This is a genomic window from Sphingopyxis sp. GW821-FHT12C06 (genome assembly GCF_058807415.1).
Genome location: NZ_JBXAQR010000002.1, coordinates 275,934 through 293,755 on the forward strand (window position 1 = coordinate 275,934; position 17,822 = coordinate 293,755).

Genomic DNA, 17,822 nt, shown 5'->3' on the forward strand with positions numbered 1-17,822 from the left:
TTGCCATGGCAACGCGACGCGTTTAGCCGCGTTTAGGAACCGCGGCCGAACCCGTAACTGCGTTCAGGCGAGGCGGCCGATACAAAGGAGAGTTTTCGATGTTCAACCGTTTCCGCCTGATGCCCGCGACGGCGATGGCCGCTGTGCTCGGCCTCGCGCTGATGGCGCCCGCAACCCCCGCCGCCGCAAAAGAAAAGCCGAAGAAGCAAGAGACCAAAAAGGGCGGAATGAGCGCCAGCAAGGAGTTCTCGCCTGCGGTCAAGAAGATGATGGACGCGACGGCGGCGAAAGACGCCGCTGCGTTGCAGGCGGCGCTGACCGAAGGCCAGTCGACGGCCACGACTCCGGAAGACAAATATCTGCTCGCCAATTATCAGTTGCAGCTCGGCATTTTGAACAAGGACCAGACGCTGCAGGCGCAGGGTCTCGACGCCATGATCGATTCCGGACTTACGCCGCCGGAAAGCGTGGCCGTCTATAACTTCTTCTCGGGCAATTTTGCCTATGGCGCCAAAAATTATGCAAAGGCGATCCAGCGGCTGGAGGCGGCGCGCACTGCCGGTTCCACCGAGGCGGGCCTGTCGGCCATGTTGATGGACAGCTATCTCAACGCCGGACAGGTCGATCAGGGCTGGGCGATCGCCAAGGCTGCGATCGAGGCCGATCGTGCAGCGGGCAAGCGTCCGTCGGAAGAATTGTTCGTCCGCCCGGCGCAGGCTTTCCAGAAGGCCAAGCGGACGAATGACATGATCGACGCGCTGACGATGCGTGTTCAGGATTACCCGGCCCCCGCAACGTGGCGGAATCTGCTCTATATCATGTTGCAGCAGGCAGGCGGCGACAAGGATCTCAACCTCGACGTTCTGCGCCTGATGCGCGCCACCGACTCCATGACCGACCGGCCTGAATATGCCGAATATGCAGCGCTTGCGATCGATGCCGGCTATCCGAGCGAAGTGGTTGCTGTCGTGAAGCAGGGGCAGGCCAAAGGCGTTATCCCGAAGAGCGATACCCATTTTACCGGTATCCTGAGCTCGCAGGAACCCCGCGCGGCAAGCGATGCCGCTGCGGTGACCGCCGACGCCGGCAAGCCTGCAACTCTCAGCAATCCGAAGGCAGCGCGTGCCACTGCCGATGCTTTGGTTGGCAATGGTCAGGCGGCGAAGGCCATCCCGCTCTATGAAGCGGCGCTGAAAGCGAGCGGCGGGTCCGACCCGCTGGTCCTGTATCGCCTTGGCGTCGCCCAGGCGCTCGCGGGCCAGAATGACGCGGCGCTCGCCAGTTTTGCCAAGGTACAGGGGCCCCGACAGCGGCTCGCCCAGCTGTGGACGATCCACGTCAAGACCAAGGGCGCTCCGGCGGCCGCACCGGCAACGGGCGGCTGAGCCCACTTCGTTTCGGCAGAAAAATGAAAAGGGCGCCGCTCCCGATGGAGCAGCGCCCTTTTCTTTGGTGTCAACGCCGTGCGGTTATGATTCGACGGGAATTCCGGCGAGTTGCTTCGCGGTGCGAATCGTCAGCGATGTCTTCACGCTGGTGACGTTGGGCGCCGACGTCAGATGTGCGGTCAGGAAAGACTGGAAACTCTGAAGGTCGCGCGCGACGACTTTCAGCAGAAAGTCGATTTCGCCGTTGAGCATATAGCATTCGCGCACCTCGGCGAGTTCGCCGACATAATCTTCGAACGCTTTCAGATCGGCTTCGGCTTGGCTGCGCAGGCTGACCATCGCAAAGACAGTGATGCCATAGCCCAGCTTCGCCGCGTCGAGGTCGGCATGATAGGATCGGATCACTCCCGATTCTTCCAGCGCCCGCACCCGGCGCAGGCAGGGCGGGGCAGTCAAACCGACCATCTGGGCCAGCTCGACGTTCGTCATTCGTCCGTTCTTCTGGAGTTCGCCGAGTATCTGTAAATCGATCTGGTCGAATTTCTGGCTTGCCATCTTTGAAACATCCGCTTTCTAAAACTGCGGTGACCATAATATTATTTCAGCCGATTGCAATTGTCCCACAATGTGACGCGCAGGGCGAAGGCACTTTCACGACTGGCGGATTCACGCTAGCCGCTAATTTTACGCTAACCAACGTTAAGAGTGTGGGGCCGACTTTGCGTGACTGCTGACACGATGATCGCGACTATCTTGCGCCAGGCGCCAGCGGATCGACGCGCCAGCATTGCTGTGTGGCGCCAATTAACCGATATTCTCGCACAGCGCGGCAATCAACTGGGTGATGATGATATTCGCCGCAGTTTCCATGCGCTCTCGGCTTTGCGCCCCCAGGTTCCCGAAAATATTCGCCGGGATTGCGCGCAGGCGGTTTCGCGCCACGGCCGTTTCGCGCCGCTTGTTGCCTTTTATGCAAATGATGTGCCCGCCGTTTCGGCCGCGATGCTGCGCCAGGCACGACTCTCCGATGCTGACTGGACGGCGCTTCTGCCGGCAACGGGGGCGATGGCGCGCTCGATTCTCGCGGGGCGCAACGACCTGTCCGACGCCGTACGACGCGCGCTGGTCAGCCTGGGTGCAGGATCGGTCGCGCTGCCGCAGGCGGAGGAGGCGAGCGAGGTCGCGCCGCCCGTCACACAGGCCGTTGCAGCCGCGGTACCGGTCGACACCGGGCCGAGTCAGATCAGCGAGCTGGTCCGTCGCATCGATAAATATCAATCAACGCGCAGCCAGCCGTCGATGCGGACCTCAAGCGCTTCGCAGGAGCAGCAAGTCCCACGTGCGGCCTTTCTGTTTGAAACCGGCCCCGACGGAGTCATCAACTGGATCGACGGAATCATGCGCGGTGCGGCGATCGGCCTGTCGATCGCCGAGGCGGCATTCGGCGATGAGCCGGGCACCGATGGCGTCGCCGCGGGCGCTTTTCGGCATCGCGCCGAAATCATCAGCGCACGCATGGTGCTGGAGGGCGCGGCTGCCGAATCGGGCGAATGGCGTTTTTCGGCCTTGCCGTGGTTCGATCCGGCGACCGGGCAATTCCGCGGCTATCGAGGAAGCGCGCGACGCCCGCGCGGTAATGAAATTCCCTATGGTCGGCCCGCTTCGGTCGATTCTGTCGACCCGGGCGATTCGATCCGTCAGCTGATCCATGAACTTCGTAGCCCGCTCAATGCGATATCGGGCTTTGCGCAAATTATCTCGAGCCAGATGTTCGGGCCGGTGAGTGGCACCTATCGTGCGATGGCCGAAACGATCGTCGCCGACTCTGCCTCGGTCGAGGCGATCATCGATGACCTCCACACTGCGACCCGTACCGGTCAGGAGGCGCCCGGCGCCCCGGCGACGGACGAAACGATCGATATCGGCATGGTCATGGCACATGTCGAAAGCGACCTTGCGCCCTTGTTGGCTGAACAGCACATCGACCTTAGTATTTCGCGCGTTGGAGGCCCCTTTCTTGCCCGGTCGGACGACGCCAATTCGCGGCGGATGATCGGTCGCCTGTTGACGGCGCTTGTCGACATTTCCGAACCGGGAACTGTCCTGGTCGGGCAATTGGTGACGGAACCCGGGCATGACGACATGCTGCAATTGCGCATCGTCCGTCCCGTCGCGATTCGTTTTGCAACGGCTGCGGATCTGCTCGATCCAGGGTTCAGTCCCGACGGCGAAGCACCGGGCGCCGCCATTCTCAGCCTCGGCTTCTCGCTGCGGCTCGTCGACAGCCTCGCGCGCAGCGCGGGCGGACGGCTCGACATTGGGCATAACGCCTTGACCTTGCATCTGCCCTCAGCCAACCCGGGCGGCAGTGTCGAGCTGGATGTCAAGCTGGGTGAATAGCGCTGGCCGGGGGCGGCGGTGCAAAAGGGGGGAGGCGCGGTGGAATCGGCGGGCAGTTTCTTTGCATATCCGGCCGCGCGCGATCGCGTCGTGTTGGCCGATGGCGAACGGCCGCGTTTCTGGGTTACCATAGACACCGAAGAGGATTTCGACTGGGACGCCCCCTTCGCGCGCACCGGCTATCGCCTTGATTCGGTCCCGGCGCTCGCCGAATGTCAGGCTTATTTCGACCGTGCTACGGTCCGGCCCATTTATCTCGTCGATTGGCCGATCGTTGCTGACGACCGCGCGGTGGAGATTCTGGGCGGCGCGCGAGCCGCAGGCCGCTGCGAAATCGGGGCGCAGCTTCATCCGTGGGTGACACCACCATATGATGAGGATGTGAACGCCTATAACAGCTACACCGGCAACCTTCCGGTGGATTTGCAGCGCGCGAAAATGGCGGTGCTGCATGGTGCAATCCGCGATCGTTTCGGAGCCGCTCCGACCGTCTATCGTGCCGGGCGTTACGGGCTGGGCCCTGACACGGCCGAAATGCTCGCCGAACTCGGTTTCCGCTGTGACACGTCGGTGCGCGCGGGCTTTGATTATCGCGGTGGCCATGGCCCCGACTATCGCGCGGCGTCGCTTCATCCGTGGCGAGTCCGGACAAATCGGGCTGCAGTGCTCGAAGTGCCCGTGACGACATTGTTCGGCGGCCTGCTCGGCCGCGTGGGGCCGGGGCTCTATCACCGCTTTGCTCGGCCAGGATCGCGTGCCGGGGCCGCGTTTGCCCGCTTTGGCCTCGTCGAGCGGATCGCGCTGACCCCTGAAGGCATACCGGCCGAGCGGGCATGCCGGGCGATCGACATCGCGATCGACCTGCGCCTGCCTGTCCTGACCTTCTCCTTTCATTCGCCGTCGCTGCAACCCGGCAATACGCCCTATGTCCGCAGCCCCGCCGATCTCGACCGTTTCTATCGCTGGTGGGACGTTGTGCTCGATCATCTCGCCCGCCGGGGCGTAGAAACGACGACGGCGGCGGAGATTTTGGCCATGGCCGACGCCAAAGCGGCGCCCGCCTGATCGTTGCGCTTGCCAATGCGCCATACGCTCCGCTATCGCCCGCTCATCCCCACGGGGGCCTGTAGCTCAACGGTTAGAGCTGGCCGCTCATAACGGCTAGGTTGCGGGTTCGAGTCCTGCCGGGCCCACCATTTTCTAAAAATTCAATGAAATAAATATTTATAGTGATTCGATTGGGCTAGGCTCAAGGTGATCGTGAAAACTACAACCTTTGTTTTCAATATCATAAGTGAGATTTCCTGGTTTTTCTGACGCAGTTTGGGGGTATTCGCGGCGATTTCGAGAAGCCCTGCGTTTCGGTTGTACGTAATAGAACGATGAAGCTCCAAGAGCGCCGGTTCATTCCATAAACTCCATGAGAAGATGCATCGGCGACACGCTCGATCTACAGCTGCTTTGCGCCCGATCTTGGCCGCAACCGGCGCCGGGACTTGCGCCCGAAAGCCCCCATTCGTTGCACGCGAGATGCGCTCTGCGCCCGCATTTGTAGGCCCGTAACCTTGTCAAGGGTGGGGGCGAGGGCTCGAATCCCTCGCCTTCTCAAGTATTTCTATTAAAAATCAGTTCCTTGCGCACATTTTGATCGGCTCGGCTCGGCTCGGCTCGGTCTTGGCTTTCGTCGTCAGGCAGGCAGCATCGAACTGCGTGAAATGGCGGTGTAGCGACGGCGGCTATATTCTCTTCGTCGGACATCTTGTGAACCTCCACAACCGGTCGTTAGCCGCCAAAGCAAAGCAGCGCATCACGAACGCCCGCTTCTCCCAATTTCCCGCCAAAAGCTGCCAGTCCGCAAGCGGCCAGTTTCTGCGTTAGGATAGGGGTCGGAGGGATGGTGATGCGTGGTTGATCCACACCGCATGATTATGGTGCGGGCATTATTGTTACCCAATTGAATATGAATGTGAGCGCCGCTACACGACATCAATGCACCCTTCCGTCATCGAACTTTGGAATGTTTATCGTGCAGCGAATCCCGCTGCGCCTGCTGATTGCCCGATCAGTTTCCACTTCTGCGACAATCAGGCTGACGCCGATCTCTGTGCCGAGTTGGTCGTAACGGAACGCAAGCGCGCGACCGCCATCTCTCTTGCCGAACTGGCGGGAGATCCGATACCTCGCCCCGGCGACTACGCCATTGTCACGAACTGGGCCGGCGAAGCGAAAGCAATTATTCGCACCATATCGGTTGAAATCAGGCGATTTTGTGAGGTCGATGCCGCTTTTGCCCAGGATGAGGGCGAGGGGGATCTCACCCTTGAATGGTGGCGGACGGCACATGAAGCATATTATCGGCGAGTGCTGGCTGGCAGTGCCTACATCGTCAACGACGACCTCGAAATTGCTTGCGAACGATTCGAACTGCTGCTGTCACGATAAAACGTCGACCTTCCCGGCGCGTTGTCGGTGTTTCTCGTGGGCGTCGGCTTCCAAGGCTCGATAACGGAACTGTCCGGTCGATTCCGATCATCGCCGGAGCATTGTGCGGAATGTCGGCTATCTTGATCTCCGGCTGGAGCTGTCTGACCGCAATCGGCCAACATCAGCGGTAAGTGCTCCGCCAGCAAGGGCGCGGGGTTGAGGGCTTGGGCGGGCGCCGTGAAGGGAAAGCCGCCTGCGGCCCATGGCCGGGCACTCCTGTCTCAGGCCGCTTGAGCGGCGCTGCGTGCAGCCTTGATCTGCGGATGATGGGTATCGGCCCAGACAACGAGCGCCTGCATCGGTTCCATAAAGGAACGGCCAAGATCAGTCAGCGCATACTCCACCCGGGGCGGCACTTCGGGGTAAAGGGTGCGCGTGATGAACCCGTCTTCCTCCAGCCGCTTCAGCGTTTTCGACAACATCTGCCGCGAAATATCGCCTATGGCGCGCAGAAGTTCGTTGAAACGCATCATCTTCTCGCCAAGCATGTTGAGCACGAGAAAGCTCCACTGGTCTCCGACCCGGTCGAGAACGCCCCGGATCGGGCAGACTTCTCTCAGATTCCTTACGTTCATCGACACCACACCTGCCGCGTCCCTTCCAAGGTCACTCCAAAGTGACTCCTTGTGACAATCATTTGACGATCATATCTGGGCACTGGTCCAGATTATGGACCTGATATAGAATGAAGACCAAGGAGTTTCAAATGGCCAATATTGCTTTGATCGGTGCGTCGGGACGCGGAGGATCACGGATATTGAAAGAGCTTTCCGATCGCGGACACCAGGTCACCGCTATCGCCCGCAACCCGGACCGGATTTCCGCACTGCCCGGTGTAAACGCGGTCAAGGGCGACGTATTCGACGAGGCCGGCCTAACCGGCCTGCTGCGGGGACACGACGCCGTGGTCAGCGCTGTGCACTTTACCGCAAGCGACGCGAATACCTTGATCGGCGCCGTGCGCGCATCGGGCGTGCGGCGCTATGTCGTCATGGGCGGCGCCGGAAGCCTGCTCGCCGGTGGTAACCCACTGATCGATTCGCCGGATTTCCCGGAAGCCTATAAGGCCGAAGCATCCAAGGGTGCGGAGTTCCTGGAACTACTGAAGCGCACGGACGATCTCGACTGGAGCTTTTTGTCGCCGTCCGCGGAAATTTTCGAAGGCGAGCGCACGGGCACTTTCCGTCTTGGCAAGGACGAGCTTCTCGTGGGCCCGGACGGTAGCCGCATTTCGTTCGAGGATTTCGCGGTGGCGTTCGTCGACGAGATCGAAAAGTCCGGGCACATTCGCCAGCGTTTCACCGTCGGCTATTGACGGCGCGCGATCACGAGACCTGTAAGTTCCGTCCCGCTAGTAGCCAGAACAGCCTTTGTCCGCCAGTCGTGTCGCTTTTATCGCTTCGTCTCTCCGACAGGCCGTTGGTCCGTAGTTTCGGCGCTGCGGGCGAGGCGCCATATCATGACCTCGTCCGCGCCGGGTCCCGGCGCGGCGGCGATTTGCGGGGACCTGATCAAGTCACCGGTTTCGGCGTTGATCACCGCGAGTTTCGTACCTTGGCCCGATCGGGCATCGATGAAGCGCAGCGGAGGCGCCTCTCCGCTCGCGCGCTTCCACCCGTCGCCAATCTGGACCATCGCCTGCATCAGCAAGCCGATGTCATATCCCTTTCTGGTAGGCACATATTCGAAGCGTTCGGGCCGCGTCTGATACCGCTGGCGGTCGACGAGGCCGTTCTCGGTGAGCTGTTTCAGCCGGTCAGACAGGGTTGCGTGCGTCGCACCCGTCGAACGCTGAAGATCATCATATCGTTTCAGCCCGAGCAGGATATCGCGCATGACGAGTATCCCCCAGCGATCGCCGAGGGCGCCCATGACGTCTGCGATCGAGCAGACCATACCGTCAAAACCTTTGGAGCGCATTCTGTCAGCCTTCGCATGAGGGATGATAGTAACTCTTATTATTGTAGCTTGTATGCTCCTATTATAAGAGTTACGTTCGCCGACATCAACTGCTGGAGTCGGCTCATGTCATCTCACAATGTCTCGAAAATTTTCGTCATCGGCGCGACGGGCGCGCAAGGGCTGCCCGTCGTGCGCGGGCTGGTCGGCGACGGCCGCTATTCTGTGCTGGCGCTCAGCCGCGATCCGGGGTCTGCGCGTGCCCGCGCGCTTCTCGAAATGGGCAATGTGGAAATCCTCGAAGGCACCTTCGCCGACGAAGAAACGCTGCGACAGGGGTTTCGCGCTTGCGACGGCGCTTATGTCAACATCGACGGCTTCAACACCGGTGAGAAGACCGAAATCTATTGGGCGATCCGCGCGTATGAGATCGCCCTAGAGGAGGGCGTCAAATTCTTCGTCTACGGCAACCTCGACTATACCCTGAAGAAGGCGGGATATGACTCGAAATTCCGCACCGGTCATTATGACGGCAAGGGCCGGATCGGCGAATGGGTCTTGATGCAGAATGAGGCCAACCATGAACGGATGGGCGCTGCGCTGTTCACCACCGGGCCCTATATGGAAATGGCCATTTCGAACGGCACGCCAATGACACCGCGGATTGAGGACGGTGTCGTGACGTGGCGGGTACCGCTCGGCGATGGCGCCGTGGTCCATGTCGCCCTTGAGGACTGCGCCTATTATGCGCGGTGGCTTTTCGATAATCCCGGGCGTGCGAACGGCATGAATCTCGAAGTCGCGATCGAGCCCGTCAAATATGCCGAACTCGCCGCTGCCTTCGAACGTGTGACCGGCCGGCCGGCGCGGTTCATCGATACCGATATCGCGGACTATTTCGGTGGCCCGCTCAAGGCGGCGGCCGACCTGCCGGCAGGATATAATGCCGACCCCGACGACAAGAGCACGATGACGTTCCGCGACAATTTCACCGGCTTCTGGAACCAGTGGAAATATGATGTCATCCAGCGCGACTATGCGCTGCTCGACGAAATCCATCCCGACCGGATCAGAAGCGCCGAGCAGTGGCTGCAACGCGAAGAAGAGCGTGGGCGCGAAGATGGCCGCGGTGGGCTTTGGGAAAGGCTGCAACCGGAAAATATCCGGAAGACTTCGGTTCTCAAGGTCAGTGAGGACCAGCGTCGCGGCAGGCTGTAGCGGCCGGGTCGTCGCATTCGGACAGAGCCGGGCGCTCCTCGTCTGGCAGCAGATCGCCTGAGCGCTCGAAAGGGCGAATGGTTTGATCGGCAACGACAAGTCGGGAAAGCGCGGCATCATCGACCGGAGGGAATCATTGACAAAAATGTCGGCGCTTGCCTTTGGCGCTCGCCTGTCGGAATTTTTTCGCAGCAAAAACATCGGCATGGAGAATGTATGAGTTTCTTTGATATCGGCCCGACGACCCGTTTTGCCGCCACGGGCTACTCGATCATGCTCATTTTTCTCGCTGTGCCCGCTGTCGTTTCTGCGCAGGCGCTGCAGCCCGGGGCTTGGAATATCAAGGGAACTGTCGTCGAACTCGTCTCGCCAGGCACGCCGGGTCTTTTGCTGAAAATGGCGCGCGGCCAATCGAAGACCGAGCGTATGTGCCTCGCGGCGGCCGACGCGAAGACCGGCGTGGCGGCGCTGCTGAGGCCCAAGCCCGAGATGAAATGCACGATCGTGAAGTCGGTAGTCGCAGGCGGTCGGATCGACGATATCATGTCGTGCCAAACCAAGAAAAGCGGGGCGGTTAGCATCGCCCGGACGGGTACCTACAATGCGTCAGGCTTCAGTCTGCGGCTGACCATGACCGGTCGGAATGAGAAGGGCGCAACGCGCGTGGTAGCCGATCAGGTCGCGAAATTTGGCGGCGCGTCATGCCGGAAATAGCCATCGCCGGCAGCTCGACAGATCGCACCGCAATGGGCGGCATCGATTTGCCGTCCAGATAACGGACTATTTGAAGGCGCATCCGACACGAAAATCAGCTTTTCCCGTATAATGCGGTGGTCGAGGGCGTTTCAGATTTCTCCCCCCCAAAAGAGAACAGTCTCAAAATGGCCAAAATGGTGCATTGTAGATGCGGTGTTCGCATCGCGGTTGTAGCATAATTTCCTTATTGCGATTAATTCGCAATACAGCTAGCTCGCAGGCATGCGTTCCTCCAGTCATCTTGTCGGGTTGTCCTGACCGATCGTCGCATCACCGGCGCGGTGCGCGAGCATCAGCGGGGGCTGGTGGCAAGCGTCGAGGCGCGCGTCCGCTCGCGCACCGATGCCGAGGATATCGTCCAGGAAGCGTGGATTCGCGCACTGGCGCAGGTGGCGGCCGAGGATGAGGCGCGGACGCCGATCCGCAGCCTGAAGGCCTATCTGCACCGCATCGCCGCCAATCTCACGATCGACCATCTGCGCCGCCGCAAGGTCCGCGCGCATCTCGAAGCGGCATCGATTGACGATGCCGCGCTTCAGGTGGCTTCCGACGCGCCGCTCGCCGACGCGATGCTGATCGAGGCCGAACGGCAGCGGAGATATGAAGCGGTGCTCCGCCGTCTTCCAGCGCGCGCGCGGCAGGTTCTGCTGCTCAGCCGGGTGGAAGGATGGACCTACCCCCGGATCGCGGCAAAGCTCGGCATCTCGGTGCGCACGGTCTCGAACGACCTTGAGCGCGCCATCGCGCAATGCCTGACCATGCTGGTCGAGGACGAGCTGTGACCCGCGTTGCAGGATCGGGGGTGCCAGTGCGTCTGGGAATAAAGAAACAAGCGCGCGAGGAGAGCATGGGGTCAGCGCCGACATTGTCCGAAGTCGATCAGGCGGCGCTTGGCTGGTTCGTTGCGGCACGCGGCGGCAATGTCGACGCGGCCGCGCTGGCCTCCTGGCGTTCTGCGGATTCGCAACATGAACAGGCCTACGCGCGGATCGAGCGCTTATGGGGCTCGGTCGCTTTCGCCGGGGCCGTGAAGCGTGCGCGGCCGCGTACGAGGCGGACGGTGGCTGGCGCGGCGGCGATGGCGCTCTGTCTTACAATTGCCACTGCAGGATCGCTCCGGTTGTCGGGCACGACGCTGGCCTGGCCGGCGGATCATTCGGCGCCGGTTGGTGAGATCGCTGCGATGCGGCTCGACGATGGCACGCGGCTGATCCTCGATAGCGGCTCGGCGATCGACGTATCGATCGACCGTGATCGCCGCGACATCCGGCTGCTGCGAGGCCGCGTGTCGATCGCGGTTGCCGACGACGAACGCCCCTTGCGGCTTTTGAGCGGAGACGCCGTCATTCGCGACATTGGGACCCGCTTTTCCGTTTCGCGCGATGAAGATGGCGAGCATGTTGCCGTCGCAGAGGGCATTGTCGACATGCGGGTCAGCGGCGAAAACCCTGCGCTGATCCTCGGGGCAGGCGAGGGCGGCGCGTTGAAGAACGGCCATCTCGGATCGGTGCAACGGATCAATGAGCTTGAAACCTTTGGCTGGACCGATGGGCGACTTTATTTCTCGAACCGGCCGCTGGGCGAAGTGGTCGAGGAACTGCGCCGCTATCATCGCGGCTGGATCGTCGTGACGAATGATCGCGCTGCCTCGCTTCGTGTCAGTGGGGGGCTCAGCCTTGATGATCCCGTGATCGCGATGAAAGAATTGGCGCGCCTTTCGGGCACGCGGCTGTCGCGCGTAACCGACCGCCTTTTGATCCTCCGCTGAAAAATTCGGAAAAAATTGCAGGATCACCCATCTTCCCGCGTCTCTTTTATGAGACTGACTTGCATTAGCATTGCCGAAGGGGCGATGCGGTCCGTCAAGGGGAAGATCATGATCGCGTCGCATGTCCGTCTGGCCGCTGCATTGCTGGCTGGCGTCGCACCTGTCGCGGTGCCGCTCGCGCACGCCCAGGCCCAGCGGAGCATCGCCATTGCCGCACAGCCGCTCGACACGGCCGTCCAGCAACTGATGGCCCAAACTGGCCTCCTGATCAGCTATCCCAGCAGCCTTTCCGTGGGCAAAAGATCGTCCGCGATTTCCGGCGAAACCTCGGCAGTAGCAGCTCTGTCGCGGTTGCTCGCTGGCACGGGGCTGACCTATCGCAAGACGGGCCAGAACAACTTCACGCTCGAGCCCGCACCGCAGGCGAGCGAAGGGTCGATCCAGCTTGGCACGCTGCGCGTTGAAGGGAGCGCGGACGCAAGCGCCGGGGGCGCCGGCAGCCGTGCGGGCTCCTCGCGCGAAACCGCCGCGATTGAGCCCTACCGCACGCCCGGCAGCGCCGCACATGTCAGCCGTGAGCAGATCGACCGCGTCCCGCCGAGTTCGACCGGCGACATTTTCCTGAGCACACCGGGGATCGCGTCCGCCGGCAATCGCAACGGCCAGTCGCTCGATCTCAACATCCGCGGGCTTCAGGGCATGGGCCGCGTCGCGACGCTGATCGACGGCGCTATGCAACAAACCAGCACCTATCGCGGCTATGGCGGCACCAGCAGCCGTACCTTCATCGATCCCGATCTGATCGGTGGTATCGATATCAGCAAGGGGCCCTCGGACGGCGCCTATGGTGCAGGTGCGATGGGCGGCGTGGTCAATATGCGGACGATCGTCGCGCATGACCTTGTCGGCGAGGACAACAAATTCGGTGTGCGCCTCAAGGCGGGGATCGGCGACAACAGCCTCGAACCGCCGGCCACGGGCACACGCGTGCAGCGCTTCGAGCGCGGCGGCTTCACGACCGATGCAAGAAACCTCAGCATCGCGGCCGCTTATCGCGGCGAGAATTTCGAACTGGTGGGAGCCTTCGTCGAACGGCGCAACGGCAACTACACCGCGGGCACCAAAGGCAATGATCGAACCGAGCTGGTGAGCCGCACCGGCGTCGTCACGGAGCATCCGATCTCGCTCTACAAGAAGGGCGGAGAGGTGTTCAACACCTCTCGCGACACGCAGGCCGCCCTGCTTAAGGCGACCGCCCGCTTCGGCGACGGTCATGCGATCGAGCTTGGATATATTCGCTACGACAGCAAGCACGGCGAGGAATATCCCGACGCCAACAATCCGTTCAGTCAGTGGTCGTGGATCGAGCAAGCGCCGCTCAGCGACGTTCTTTCCAATGTCTACACCGCCAAATATCGCTGGAAGCCCGCCGACAACGAACTGATCGACTTGCGCGCCGAGGCATGGGTCAGCGATGTGAATGACTATTGGGGCGCTTACAATCTGAGGTCGGAAAGCGTCACCAAGGGCGTAGATATCTGGAACCTGTCGCTGATCGGAACGCCACTCGGCGAACTGGCGCTTAAATATGGCGGGCAATATTCGGTTGAAAACAGCTCGAACCGGACCGAGCCGGTCCCCCCTTGGGGCGACAACCTCTTCTTTGATGGAACTCGCAAGCTCGGGCGCGTTCATGCCAATGCCGATCTCGACCTCACCGACTGGGCCCGACTCTCGGGCGGGCTCAGCTACGAATGGTTCCGGACGAGCGGCGTCAACTGGCGCGGCGATGACGAACTGAGGCTGAAGGGCGACAGGGTGAACCCGCGTGCGGCTTTCACCGTCACGCCGTCGGACGGCATCCAGCTGTTCGTGACCTATGCCCAAGGCTGGCGTCCGGCCACCTTGCGCGAAACCTTGCTCGACATGGATTCGCTGATCCGGCCCAACCCGCTGCTGCGCCCCGAAAAGTCGCGCAACATCGAACTCGGTATCAATGTTCTGCGCGACGGCGTGTTCGGTGATGATCGATTGAAGACCAAGCTGGTCTATTTCGACAATCATTACTCTGACTTCATCATGCGCGAATATGGCACCGCTTTCGGGCTGCCGACCAATTACCGCACTTACACCAACATTCCCGAGGTGAAGTTCCGCGGGATCGAGGCGTCGGTCGATTATAACTGGCGGGGCCTGTTTCTGCAGGGGCAGTTCAACTATTACACCGACGTCCAGTTCTGCAATCCGACCGGCGAGAACAGCTATCTGCCGTGCGGCCATTTCACCAGCGGCGAAGATTACAAGTCCGAGGCGGTGCCCGCGAAATATTCGGGAGCGGTCACGCTGGGCGGCCGTTTACTGTCGGATCGCCTGACGCTGGGCGCGCGCACCGTGTTCGCCGGCAAGCGCGCCGTCGGTCGCCGGGCTCTCTACAATGGCAGCAGCGTCGCGTCGGAATGGTCGCCCTATGCGGTGTTTGATTTGTTCGGTAATTTCGATATCGGCGAGCATCTGACGCTCGGCGCGAGCGTCGAGAATATCGGCAATCGCTATTATCTCGATGCATTGAGCCGTGCGCGCACGCCCTCGCCGGGCCGCCTCGTTCGTCTGAGCGTGACGGGCCGCTTCGGCGGGCCGCAGCGCTCGAACGAACGCGACGCCTTGCCGCACCAGTCGCGGCTGGAGGCTTTCGACGGCGACTGGTCCGGCCTCTATGTGGGCGCCGTTTCGGGCTATGCCGATGTCGATGCGAGTTCGGTTGTGGTGCGAGAAAATGGTGCTGCCTCGCCCGAGAGCGGGCGTTTCGACGATGGCGGCCTGACCTTCGGCGGAGTCGCCGGCTACAACTGGCAACTCGCGAGTGGTCTCGTTTTCGGCCTGGAAGGCGACTTTGGCAAAGGCACCTCGAAGGGCAGCAATAATTATCTCGCTGCCGAGAGCAGCATCCTTGCCAACTTCAACAATGTCGAGGCGGTCTACCGGGGCAGCAACGTCTGGCATGGAAGTCTGCGGGCCCGCGTCGGGCAGTCGTTGGGCCGGATTCTTCTATACGGAACCGCAGGCCTGACCTGGCGGCGCGATGCGGTCGAGCGCCAACAATTCGTCGGCGCCACAGCAGTCCAGAATCCGAGCCGCACCATTCTCAGCTTCGCCGAAGAAGATCGCAGAACCCATATGGGCTGGGTCGGCGGTCTTGGCGGTGAGCTCGCGCTCAGCGATCGCTGGTCGGTGCGCGCCGAATATCTGCGCAGCGATTTCGGCCGCAAGGAATATCGTTTCGATGACGCGCGGGCGGGGGTGATGCCGAACTATATCCAGCGGCAGACGGTCGTCGACCCCGTGACCGGTGTTCGCACCGTCGTCGAAACAACGGTCACCCGGTCCGCCTCGGTTGTTGATGGCCGACGCGCCAGCCGGGATCCCGTCAGCCAGTCGGTCCGCGTCGGCATTGCCTATCGCTTTTGAGGTGGCGGCCTTCCTGTCGAAGGCCGCACCCATCGTCTCCATCAGAAGGCTGTTTTCATGATTCTTGTTTCCACTCTCGACATATCGTCCGAGCTGCCACGCTCAAAGCGGCTGAAGGCGCAGACCCATCAAATGCACGACCGGCTCGACCGCTCGATCATGGCGGCGGCGGCGTTCGACAGCCTTGAGGGCTATGCACGCTTCGTCGAGGTCCAGTTTCTGTTCCACCGCGATATCGAGGCGCTTTATGACGATGGCGCGTTGCAGGCGCTTCTCCCCGGTCTGGAGACCCGCCGCCGTCTTGCCCTGATTGCCGCCGATCTTGCCGATTTGGAGCGTGCCGTCCCGGCGGAAGACTCCGAACCCGCATTCAGGCCGGGGAGCATCGACCCGGCAACCGCCCTCGGCTGGCTCTATGTCGCGGAAGGATCGAATATGGGCGCCGCCCTGCTGCGCAAGGAGGTCGCCAAAATCGGCTTGTCCGATCAGTATGGCGCGCGCCATCTTGCCCCGGCGCCCGAAGGTCCGGCAGCGCACTGGCGGGCGTTCACCGCGGGTCTCGATGCGACGAGCCTGACGCCCGACGAGGAAGCGCGCGCGGTGGCCGGCGCCAATGCGGCGTTCGCGCGCGTGCAGGCGCTCGCCGATGTCCGTCTCCGTTAAGCCCGGTGCCGGCGCCGTGCGGCGAGGACGCGCGGCACGACTGGCCTGGCTGACTCTTGGCCTGCTGCTCGTGGGCGTGGGCTTCGTCGGAATGGTCGTGCCCTTGCTTCCGACGGTTGACTTCATGCTGCTCGCGCTGCCCTGCTTTGCAAAGTCGTCACCACGCCTGGAAGCGTGGCTCCTCGGCCATCCGCGTTTCGGACCCGGCCTGCGCGCGTGGCGCGAGCGCCGGGCGGTGCCGCGCCGCGCCAAGATTTTGGCCAGCCTCGGCATGGCTGCGGGCTTCGCGATTTTCTGGCTGCACGTCCGGCCCGGCTGGGCTGTCTCGTGCGCGATTGGCATCTTTCTTCTCTTCTGGGCGGTCTGGATCGCGCGGCGGCCCGAACCGGTCGCTGTGTCGTGAGGAGTGCGGCGTTGTTGGACGAAGGGACCCGTGCGAGCCCGGTGGCTGCTTCGCCCCGGCCCGACGCGGACATTGGCGGGATCGTCGATACTGCTGGCATTGTGGCGGTTCGAGGCCGGCCCATGGATCACGTCTATCAAGCTGCAGATTGGCGTTCGCGGCTTGCAGGGACAGGTGGCACCGCCGCGGTCTTGCTCACATTCGTTGCCGCGGCCTTTCTGAGCCTGCCTCGCGTTCCCGCGATGGTTGCCGCGACCCAACCCTTGACCGTCGTGAACCTCGAACGCCTCGAGGCGCCTGCCGAACCTGTCCGTGAGGTTCCTGAGGGACCCGAACAGATACAGCGCGTCGCAAGCCCGCCAAAATCGCAGGACAAGCTGCCGCAACCCGATACACCGCTGCTTCCCGTGCCCGGCAATTCCGCGCGGCAACCGTCCGAGCAGGCAAGAGCCGTCGAGCCTGTCACCGAGACGACGGCGCCCAAATCGGTGCCCGCGCCTCCGGCCAGCCGCGCCGCCACAAATGTGAAGTCGACGTGGCAGGCGTTGTTGCTTGCCCATCTCGAAAAATTTCGCCGTTATCCGGCGGCGGCCCGCGCGCGCGGTCAGCAGGGCGTGGCGCAGGTGAGGTTCCGGATGAACCGGCAGGGCCGTCTGCTATCGAGCCGCTTAAGCCGGTCTTCCGGCTCGGCCATGCTCGATCGCGCGGCCATCGACACGCTCAAGCGCGCGCAACCTCTTCCTGCCATTCCGGATGACATGCCGGCGGAAATCGAACTGAGCGTCGACATTGAATTCTTCACGCATTGACGAGCATAAAAATCTGCCCCTTTGGACGAGCGTCCTTCTAGCCTGTTCGGCAAGAGAGTAGTGACTGACAACAAGTCAGTTCGCCGCAGACGCCCTAGTGCGATACTCCTGATCCGCCGTGTTGAGGAACCGAAGCCGACAAACCCGAGCAAACGGCGCTCCGAAAGCGCAGGAGGTCCGAGCGGCACCGTCCCGATCGAACAGCCTGACGGGAGGGCCGAGGCGCTCGGCCTCTTGATGCCCGCCTGGCTTCTGCGTTGGCGAGCTTGGCCACTCGGGCGGCCAGGACCGCGCGACAAAATGCGGGTGCAATATCGATTCCCAGAGCCCGCCTGCCGCGAGAGAGATCCAGCAGCATTGAGCCGATACAGGAGGGCAGTGCGTCCATCCATCTGGTGACGCGTTTCACCGCAGATACAGTTAGTTTCCTCATGGCTGATTCTCTCCCGCATCTCGTCCCGATGTACAAATCGACCAGCCGGGGTCCCGGGGCGTGCGTGGGGGCCAGAGTGCCGAATAACCCTTTAGGATAAGGGCTATTTATTGAACGGCTCAGGATGTGTTGAGAC

General features: G+C 62.0%; 17 protein-coding genes and 1 tRNA gene. 15 read left to right on the plus strand and 3 right to left on the minus strand.

Annotated elements, in window-relative coordinates:
• The first annotated feature begins 98 nt into the window (after window positions 1-98).
• A complete protein-coding gene (locus AC1RRJ_RS06705; RefSeq protein ID WP_493120979.1) occupies window positions 99-1,385 on the plus strand; it encodes a tetratricopeptide repeat protein in 1,287 nt (428 codons plus the stop codon).
• 84 nt (window positions 1,386-1,469) lie between these two features.
• On the opposite strand, the gene AC1RRJ_RS06710 is transcribed toward AC1RRJ_RS06705, so the two are convergent.
• Window positions 1,470-1,943, minus strand: a complete 474-nt coding sequence (locus AC1RRJ_RS06710; RefSeq protein ID WP_088470710.1) for an Lrp/AsnC family transcriptional regulator — start codon at window positions 1,941-1,943, stop codon at window positions 1,470-1,472.
• 183 nt (window positions 1,944-2,126) lie between these two features.
• On the opposite strand from AC1RRJ_RS06710, the gene AC1RRJ_RS06715 reads away from it, so the two are divergent.
• The 4 genes from AC1RRJ_RS06715 to AC1RRJ_RS06730 all read left to right on the plus strand — a co-directional run bounded on the left by AC1RRJ_RS06715 (window position 2,127) and on the right by AC1RRJ_RS06730 (window position 6,230).
• Window positions 2,127-3,788 carry a histidine kinase dimerization/phospho-acceptor domain-containing protein gene (locus AC1RRJ_RS06715; protein WP_493120980.1) on the plus strand — a complete coding sequence of 554 codons (1,662 nt, stop codon included), beginning with the start codon at window positions 2,127-2,129 and terminating at the stop codon, window positions 3,786-3,788.
• A gap of 18 nt (window positions 3,789-3,806) precedes the next feature.
• Window positions 3,807-4,853: a polysaccharide deacetylase family protein gene (locus tag AC1RRJ_RS06720; protein ID WP_493120981.1), complete on the plus strand. Its 1,047-nt coding sequence runs from the start codon at window positions 3,807-3,809 to the stop codon at window positions 4,851-4,853.
• 55 nt (window positions 4,854-4,908) lie between these two features.
• Window positions 4,909-4,984: transfer RNA gene (locus AC1RRJ_RS06725), tRNA-Ile, on the plus strand.
• 793 nt (window positions 4,985-5,777) lie between these two features.
• Window positions 5,778-6,230, plus strand: a complete 453-nt coding sequence (locus tag AC1RRJ_RS06730) for an ASCH domain-containing protein (protein ID WP_493120982.1) — start codon at window positions 5,778-5,780, stop codon at window positions 6,228-6,230.
• Window positions 6,231-6,493: 263 nt separating this feature from the next.
• Here the strand turns inward: AC1RRJ_RS06730 and AC1RRJ_RS06735 are convergent, their stop codons facing one another.
• Entirely contained in the window at window positions 6,494-6,847 is a 354-nt protein-coding gene (locus AC1RRJ_RS06735; protein WP_493121791.1) for a winged helix-turn-helix transcriptional regulator, read from the minus strand.
• A 131-nt stretch (window positions 6,848-6,978) separates the two neighbouring features.
• Between AC1RRJ_RS06735 and AC1RRJ_RS06740 the strand changes: the two genes are divergently transcribed.
• Window positions 6,979-7,587: an NAD(P)-dependent oxidoreductase gene (locus AC1RRJ_RS06740; protein WP_493120983.1), complete on the plus strand. Its 609-nt coding sequence runs from the start codon at window positions 6,979-6,981 to the stop codon at window positions 7,585-7,587.
• A 77-nt stretch (window positions 7,588-7,664) separates the two neighbouring features.
• Here the strand turns inward: AC1RRJ_RS06740 and AC1RRJ_RS06745 are convergent, their stop codons facing one another.
• Complete coding sequence (locus tag AC1RRJ_RS06745) at window positions 7,665-8,192, minus strand: winged helix-turn-helix transcriptional regulator (RefSeq protein ID WP_493120984.1); 528 nt, start codon at window positions 8,190-8,192, stop codon at window positions 7,665-7,667.
• A gap of 105 nt (window positions 8,193-8,297) precedes the next feature.
• Here AC1RRJ_RS06745 and AC1RRJ_RS06750 point away from each other — a divergent pair, with 105 nt between their 5' ends.
• The 9 genes from AC1RRJ_RS06750 to AC1RRJ_RS06790 all read left to right on the plus strand — a co-directional run bounded on the left by AC1RRJ_RS06750 (window position 8,298) and on the right by AC1RRJ_RS06790 (window position 17,253).
• Window positions 8,298-9,389: an NmrA family NAD(P)-binding protein gene (locus AC1RRJ_RS06750; protein ID WP_493120985.1), complete on the plus strand. Its 1,092-nt coding sequence runs from the start codon at window positions 8,298-8,300 to the stop codon at window positions 9,387-9,389.
• 82 nt (window positions 9,390-9,471) lie between these two features.
• Entirely contained in the window at window positions 9,472-9,609 is a 138-nt protein-coding gene (locus AC1RRJ_RS06755; RefSeq protein WP_493120986.1) for a hypothetical protein, read from the plus strand.
• Window positions 9,606-10,103: a DUF3617 domain-containing protein gene (locus AC1RRJ_RS06760; protein ID WP_493120987.1), complete on the plus strand. Its 498-nt coding sequence runs from the start codon at window positions 9,606-9,608 to the stop codon at window positions 10,101-10,103. The genes AC1RRJ_RS06755 and AC1RRJ_RS06760 overlap by 4 nt, the downstream gene beginning before the upstream one ends.
• Before the next feature lie 323 nt (window positions 10,104-10,426).
• On the plus strand, window positions 10,427-10,927 hold the full coding sequence (locus tag AC1RRJ_RS06765; RefSeq protein ID WP_493120988.1) for an RNA polymerase sigma factor: 501 nt from the start codon (window positions 10,427-10,429) through the stop codon (window positions 10,925-10,927).
• A 65-nt stretch (window positions 10,928-10,992) separates the two neighbouring features.
• Window positions 10,993-11,913: a FecR family protein gene (locus tag AC1RRJ_RS06770; protein WP_493120989.1), complete on the plus strand. Its 921-nt coding sequence runs from the start codon at window positions 10,993-10,995 to the stop codon at window positions 11,911-11,913.
• Window positions 11,914-12,021: 108 nt separating this feature from the next.
• On the plus strand, window positions 12,022-15,378 hold the full coding sequence (locus AC1RRJ_RS06775) for a TonB-dependent receptor domain-containing protein (RefSeq protein WP_493120990.1): 3,357 nt from the start codon (window positions 12,022-12,024) through the stop codon (window positions 15,376-15,378).
• A 57-nt stretch (window positions 15,379-15,435) separates the two neighbouring features.
• Entirely contained in the window at window positions 15,436-16,041 is a 606-nt protein-coding gene (locus AC1RRJ_RS06780) for a biliverdin-producing heme oxygenase (protein ID WP_493120991.1), read from the plus strand.
• On the plus strand, window positions 16,025-16,444 hold the full coding sequence (locus AC1RRJ_RS06785) for a YbaN family protein (protein WP_493120992.1): 420 nt from the start codon (window positions 16,025-16,027) through the stop codon (window positions 16,442-16,444). The genes AC1RRJ_RS06780 and AC1RRJ_RS06785 overlap by 17 nt, the downstream gene beginning before the upstream one ends.
• A gap of 14 nt (window positions 16,445-16,458) precedes the next feature.
• Entirely contained in the window at window positions 16,459-17,253 is a 795-nt protein-coding gene (locus AC1RRJ_RS06790; RefSeq protein ID WP_493120993.1) for an energy transducer TonB family protein, read from the plus strand.
• Window positions 17,254-17,822 lie beyond the last annotated feature (569 nt).

Excerpts from the sequence above, each read along its gene's own strand:
- AC1RRJ_RS06775 (WP_493120990.1), top strand. The coding sequence starts at position 12,022 with ATGATCGCGTCGCATGTCCGTCTGGCCGCTGCATTGCTGGCTGGCGTC.
- AC1RRJ_RS06770 (WP_493120989.1), top strand. The coding sequence starts at position 10,993 with ATGGGGTCAGCGCCGACATTGTCCGAAGTCGATCAGGCGGCGCTTGGC.
- AC1RRJ_RS06750 (WP_493120985.1), top strand. The coding sequence starts at position 8,298 with ATGTCATCTCACAATGTCTCGAAAATTTTCGTCATCGGCGCGACGGGC.
- AC1RRJ_RS06735 (WP_493121791.1), bottom strand. The coding sequence starts at position 6,847 with ATGAACGTAAGGAATCTGAGAGAAGTCTGCCCGATCCGGGGCGTTCTC.
- AC1RRJ_RS06740 (WP_493120983.1), top strand. The coding sequence starts at position 6,979 with ATGGCCAATATTGCTTTGATCGGTGCGTCGGGACGCGGAGGATCACGG.
- AC1RRJ_RS06730 (WP_493120982.1), top strand. The coding sequence starts at position 5,778 with ATGCACCCTTCCGTCATCGAACTTTGGAATGTTTATCGTGCAGCGAAT.
- AC1RRJ_RS06710 (WP_088470710.1), bottom strand. The coding sequence starts at position 1,943 with ATGGCAAGCCAGAAATTCGACCAGATCGATTTACAGATACTCGGCGAA.
- AC1RRJ_RS06780 (WP_493120991.1), top strand. The coding sequence starts at position 15,436 with ATGATTCTTGTTTCCACTCTCGACATATCGTCCGAGCTGCCACGCTCA.
- AC1RRJ_RS06745 (WP_493120984.1), bottom strand. The coding sequence starts at position 8,192 with ATGCGCTCCAAAGGTTTTGACGGTATGGTCTGCTCGATCGCAGACGTC.
- AC1RRJ_RS06760 (WP_493120987.1), top strand. The coding sequence starts at position 9,606 with ATGAGTTTCTTTGATATCGGCCCGACGACCCGTTTTGCCGCCACGGGC.
- AC1RRJ_RS06715 (WP_493120980.1), top strand. The coding sequence starts at position 2,127 with ATGATCGCGACTATCTTGCGCCAGGCGCCAGCGGATCGACGCGCCAGC.
- AC1RRJ_RS06785 (WP_493120992.1), top strand. The coding sequence starts at position 16,025 with ATGTCCGTCTCCGTTAAGCCCGGTGCCGGCGCCGTGCGGCGAGGACGC.
- AC1RRJ_RS06705 (WP_493120979.1), top strand. The coding sequence starts at position 99 with ATGTTCAACCGTTTCCGCCTGATGCCCGCGACGGCGATGGCCGCTGTG.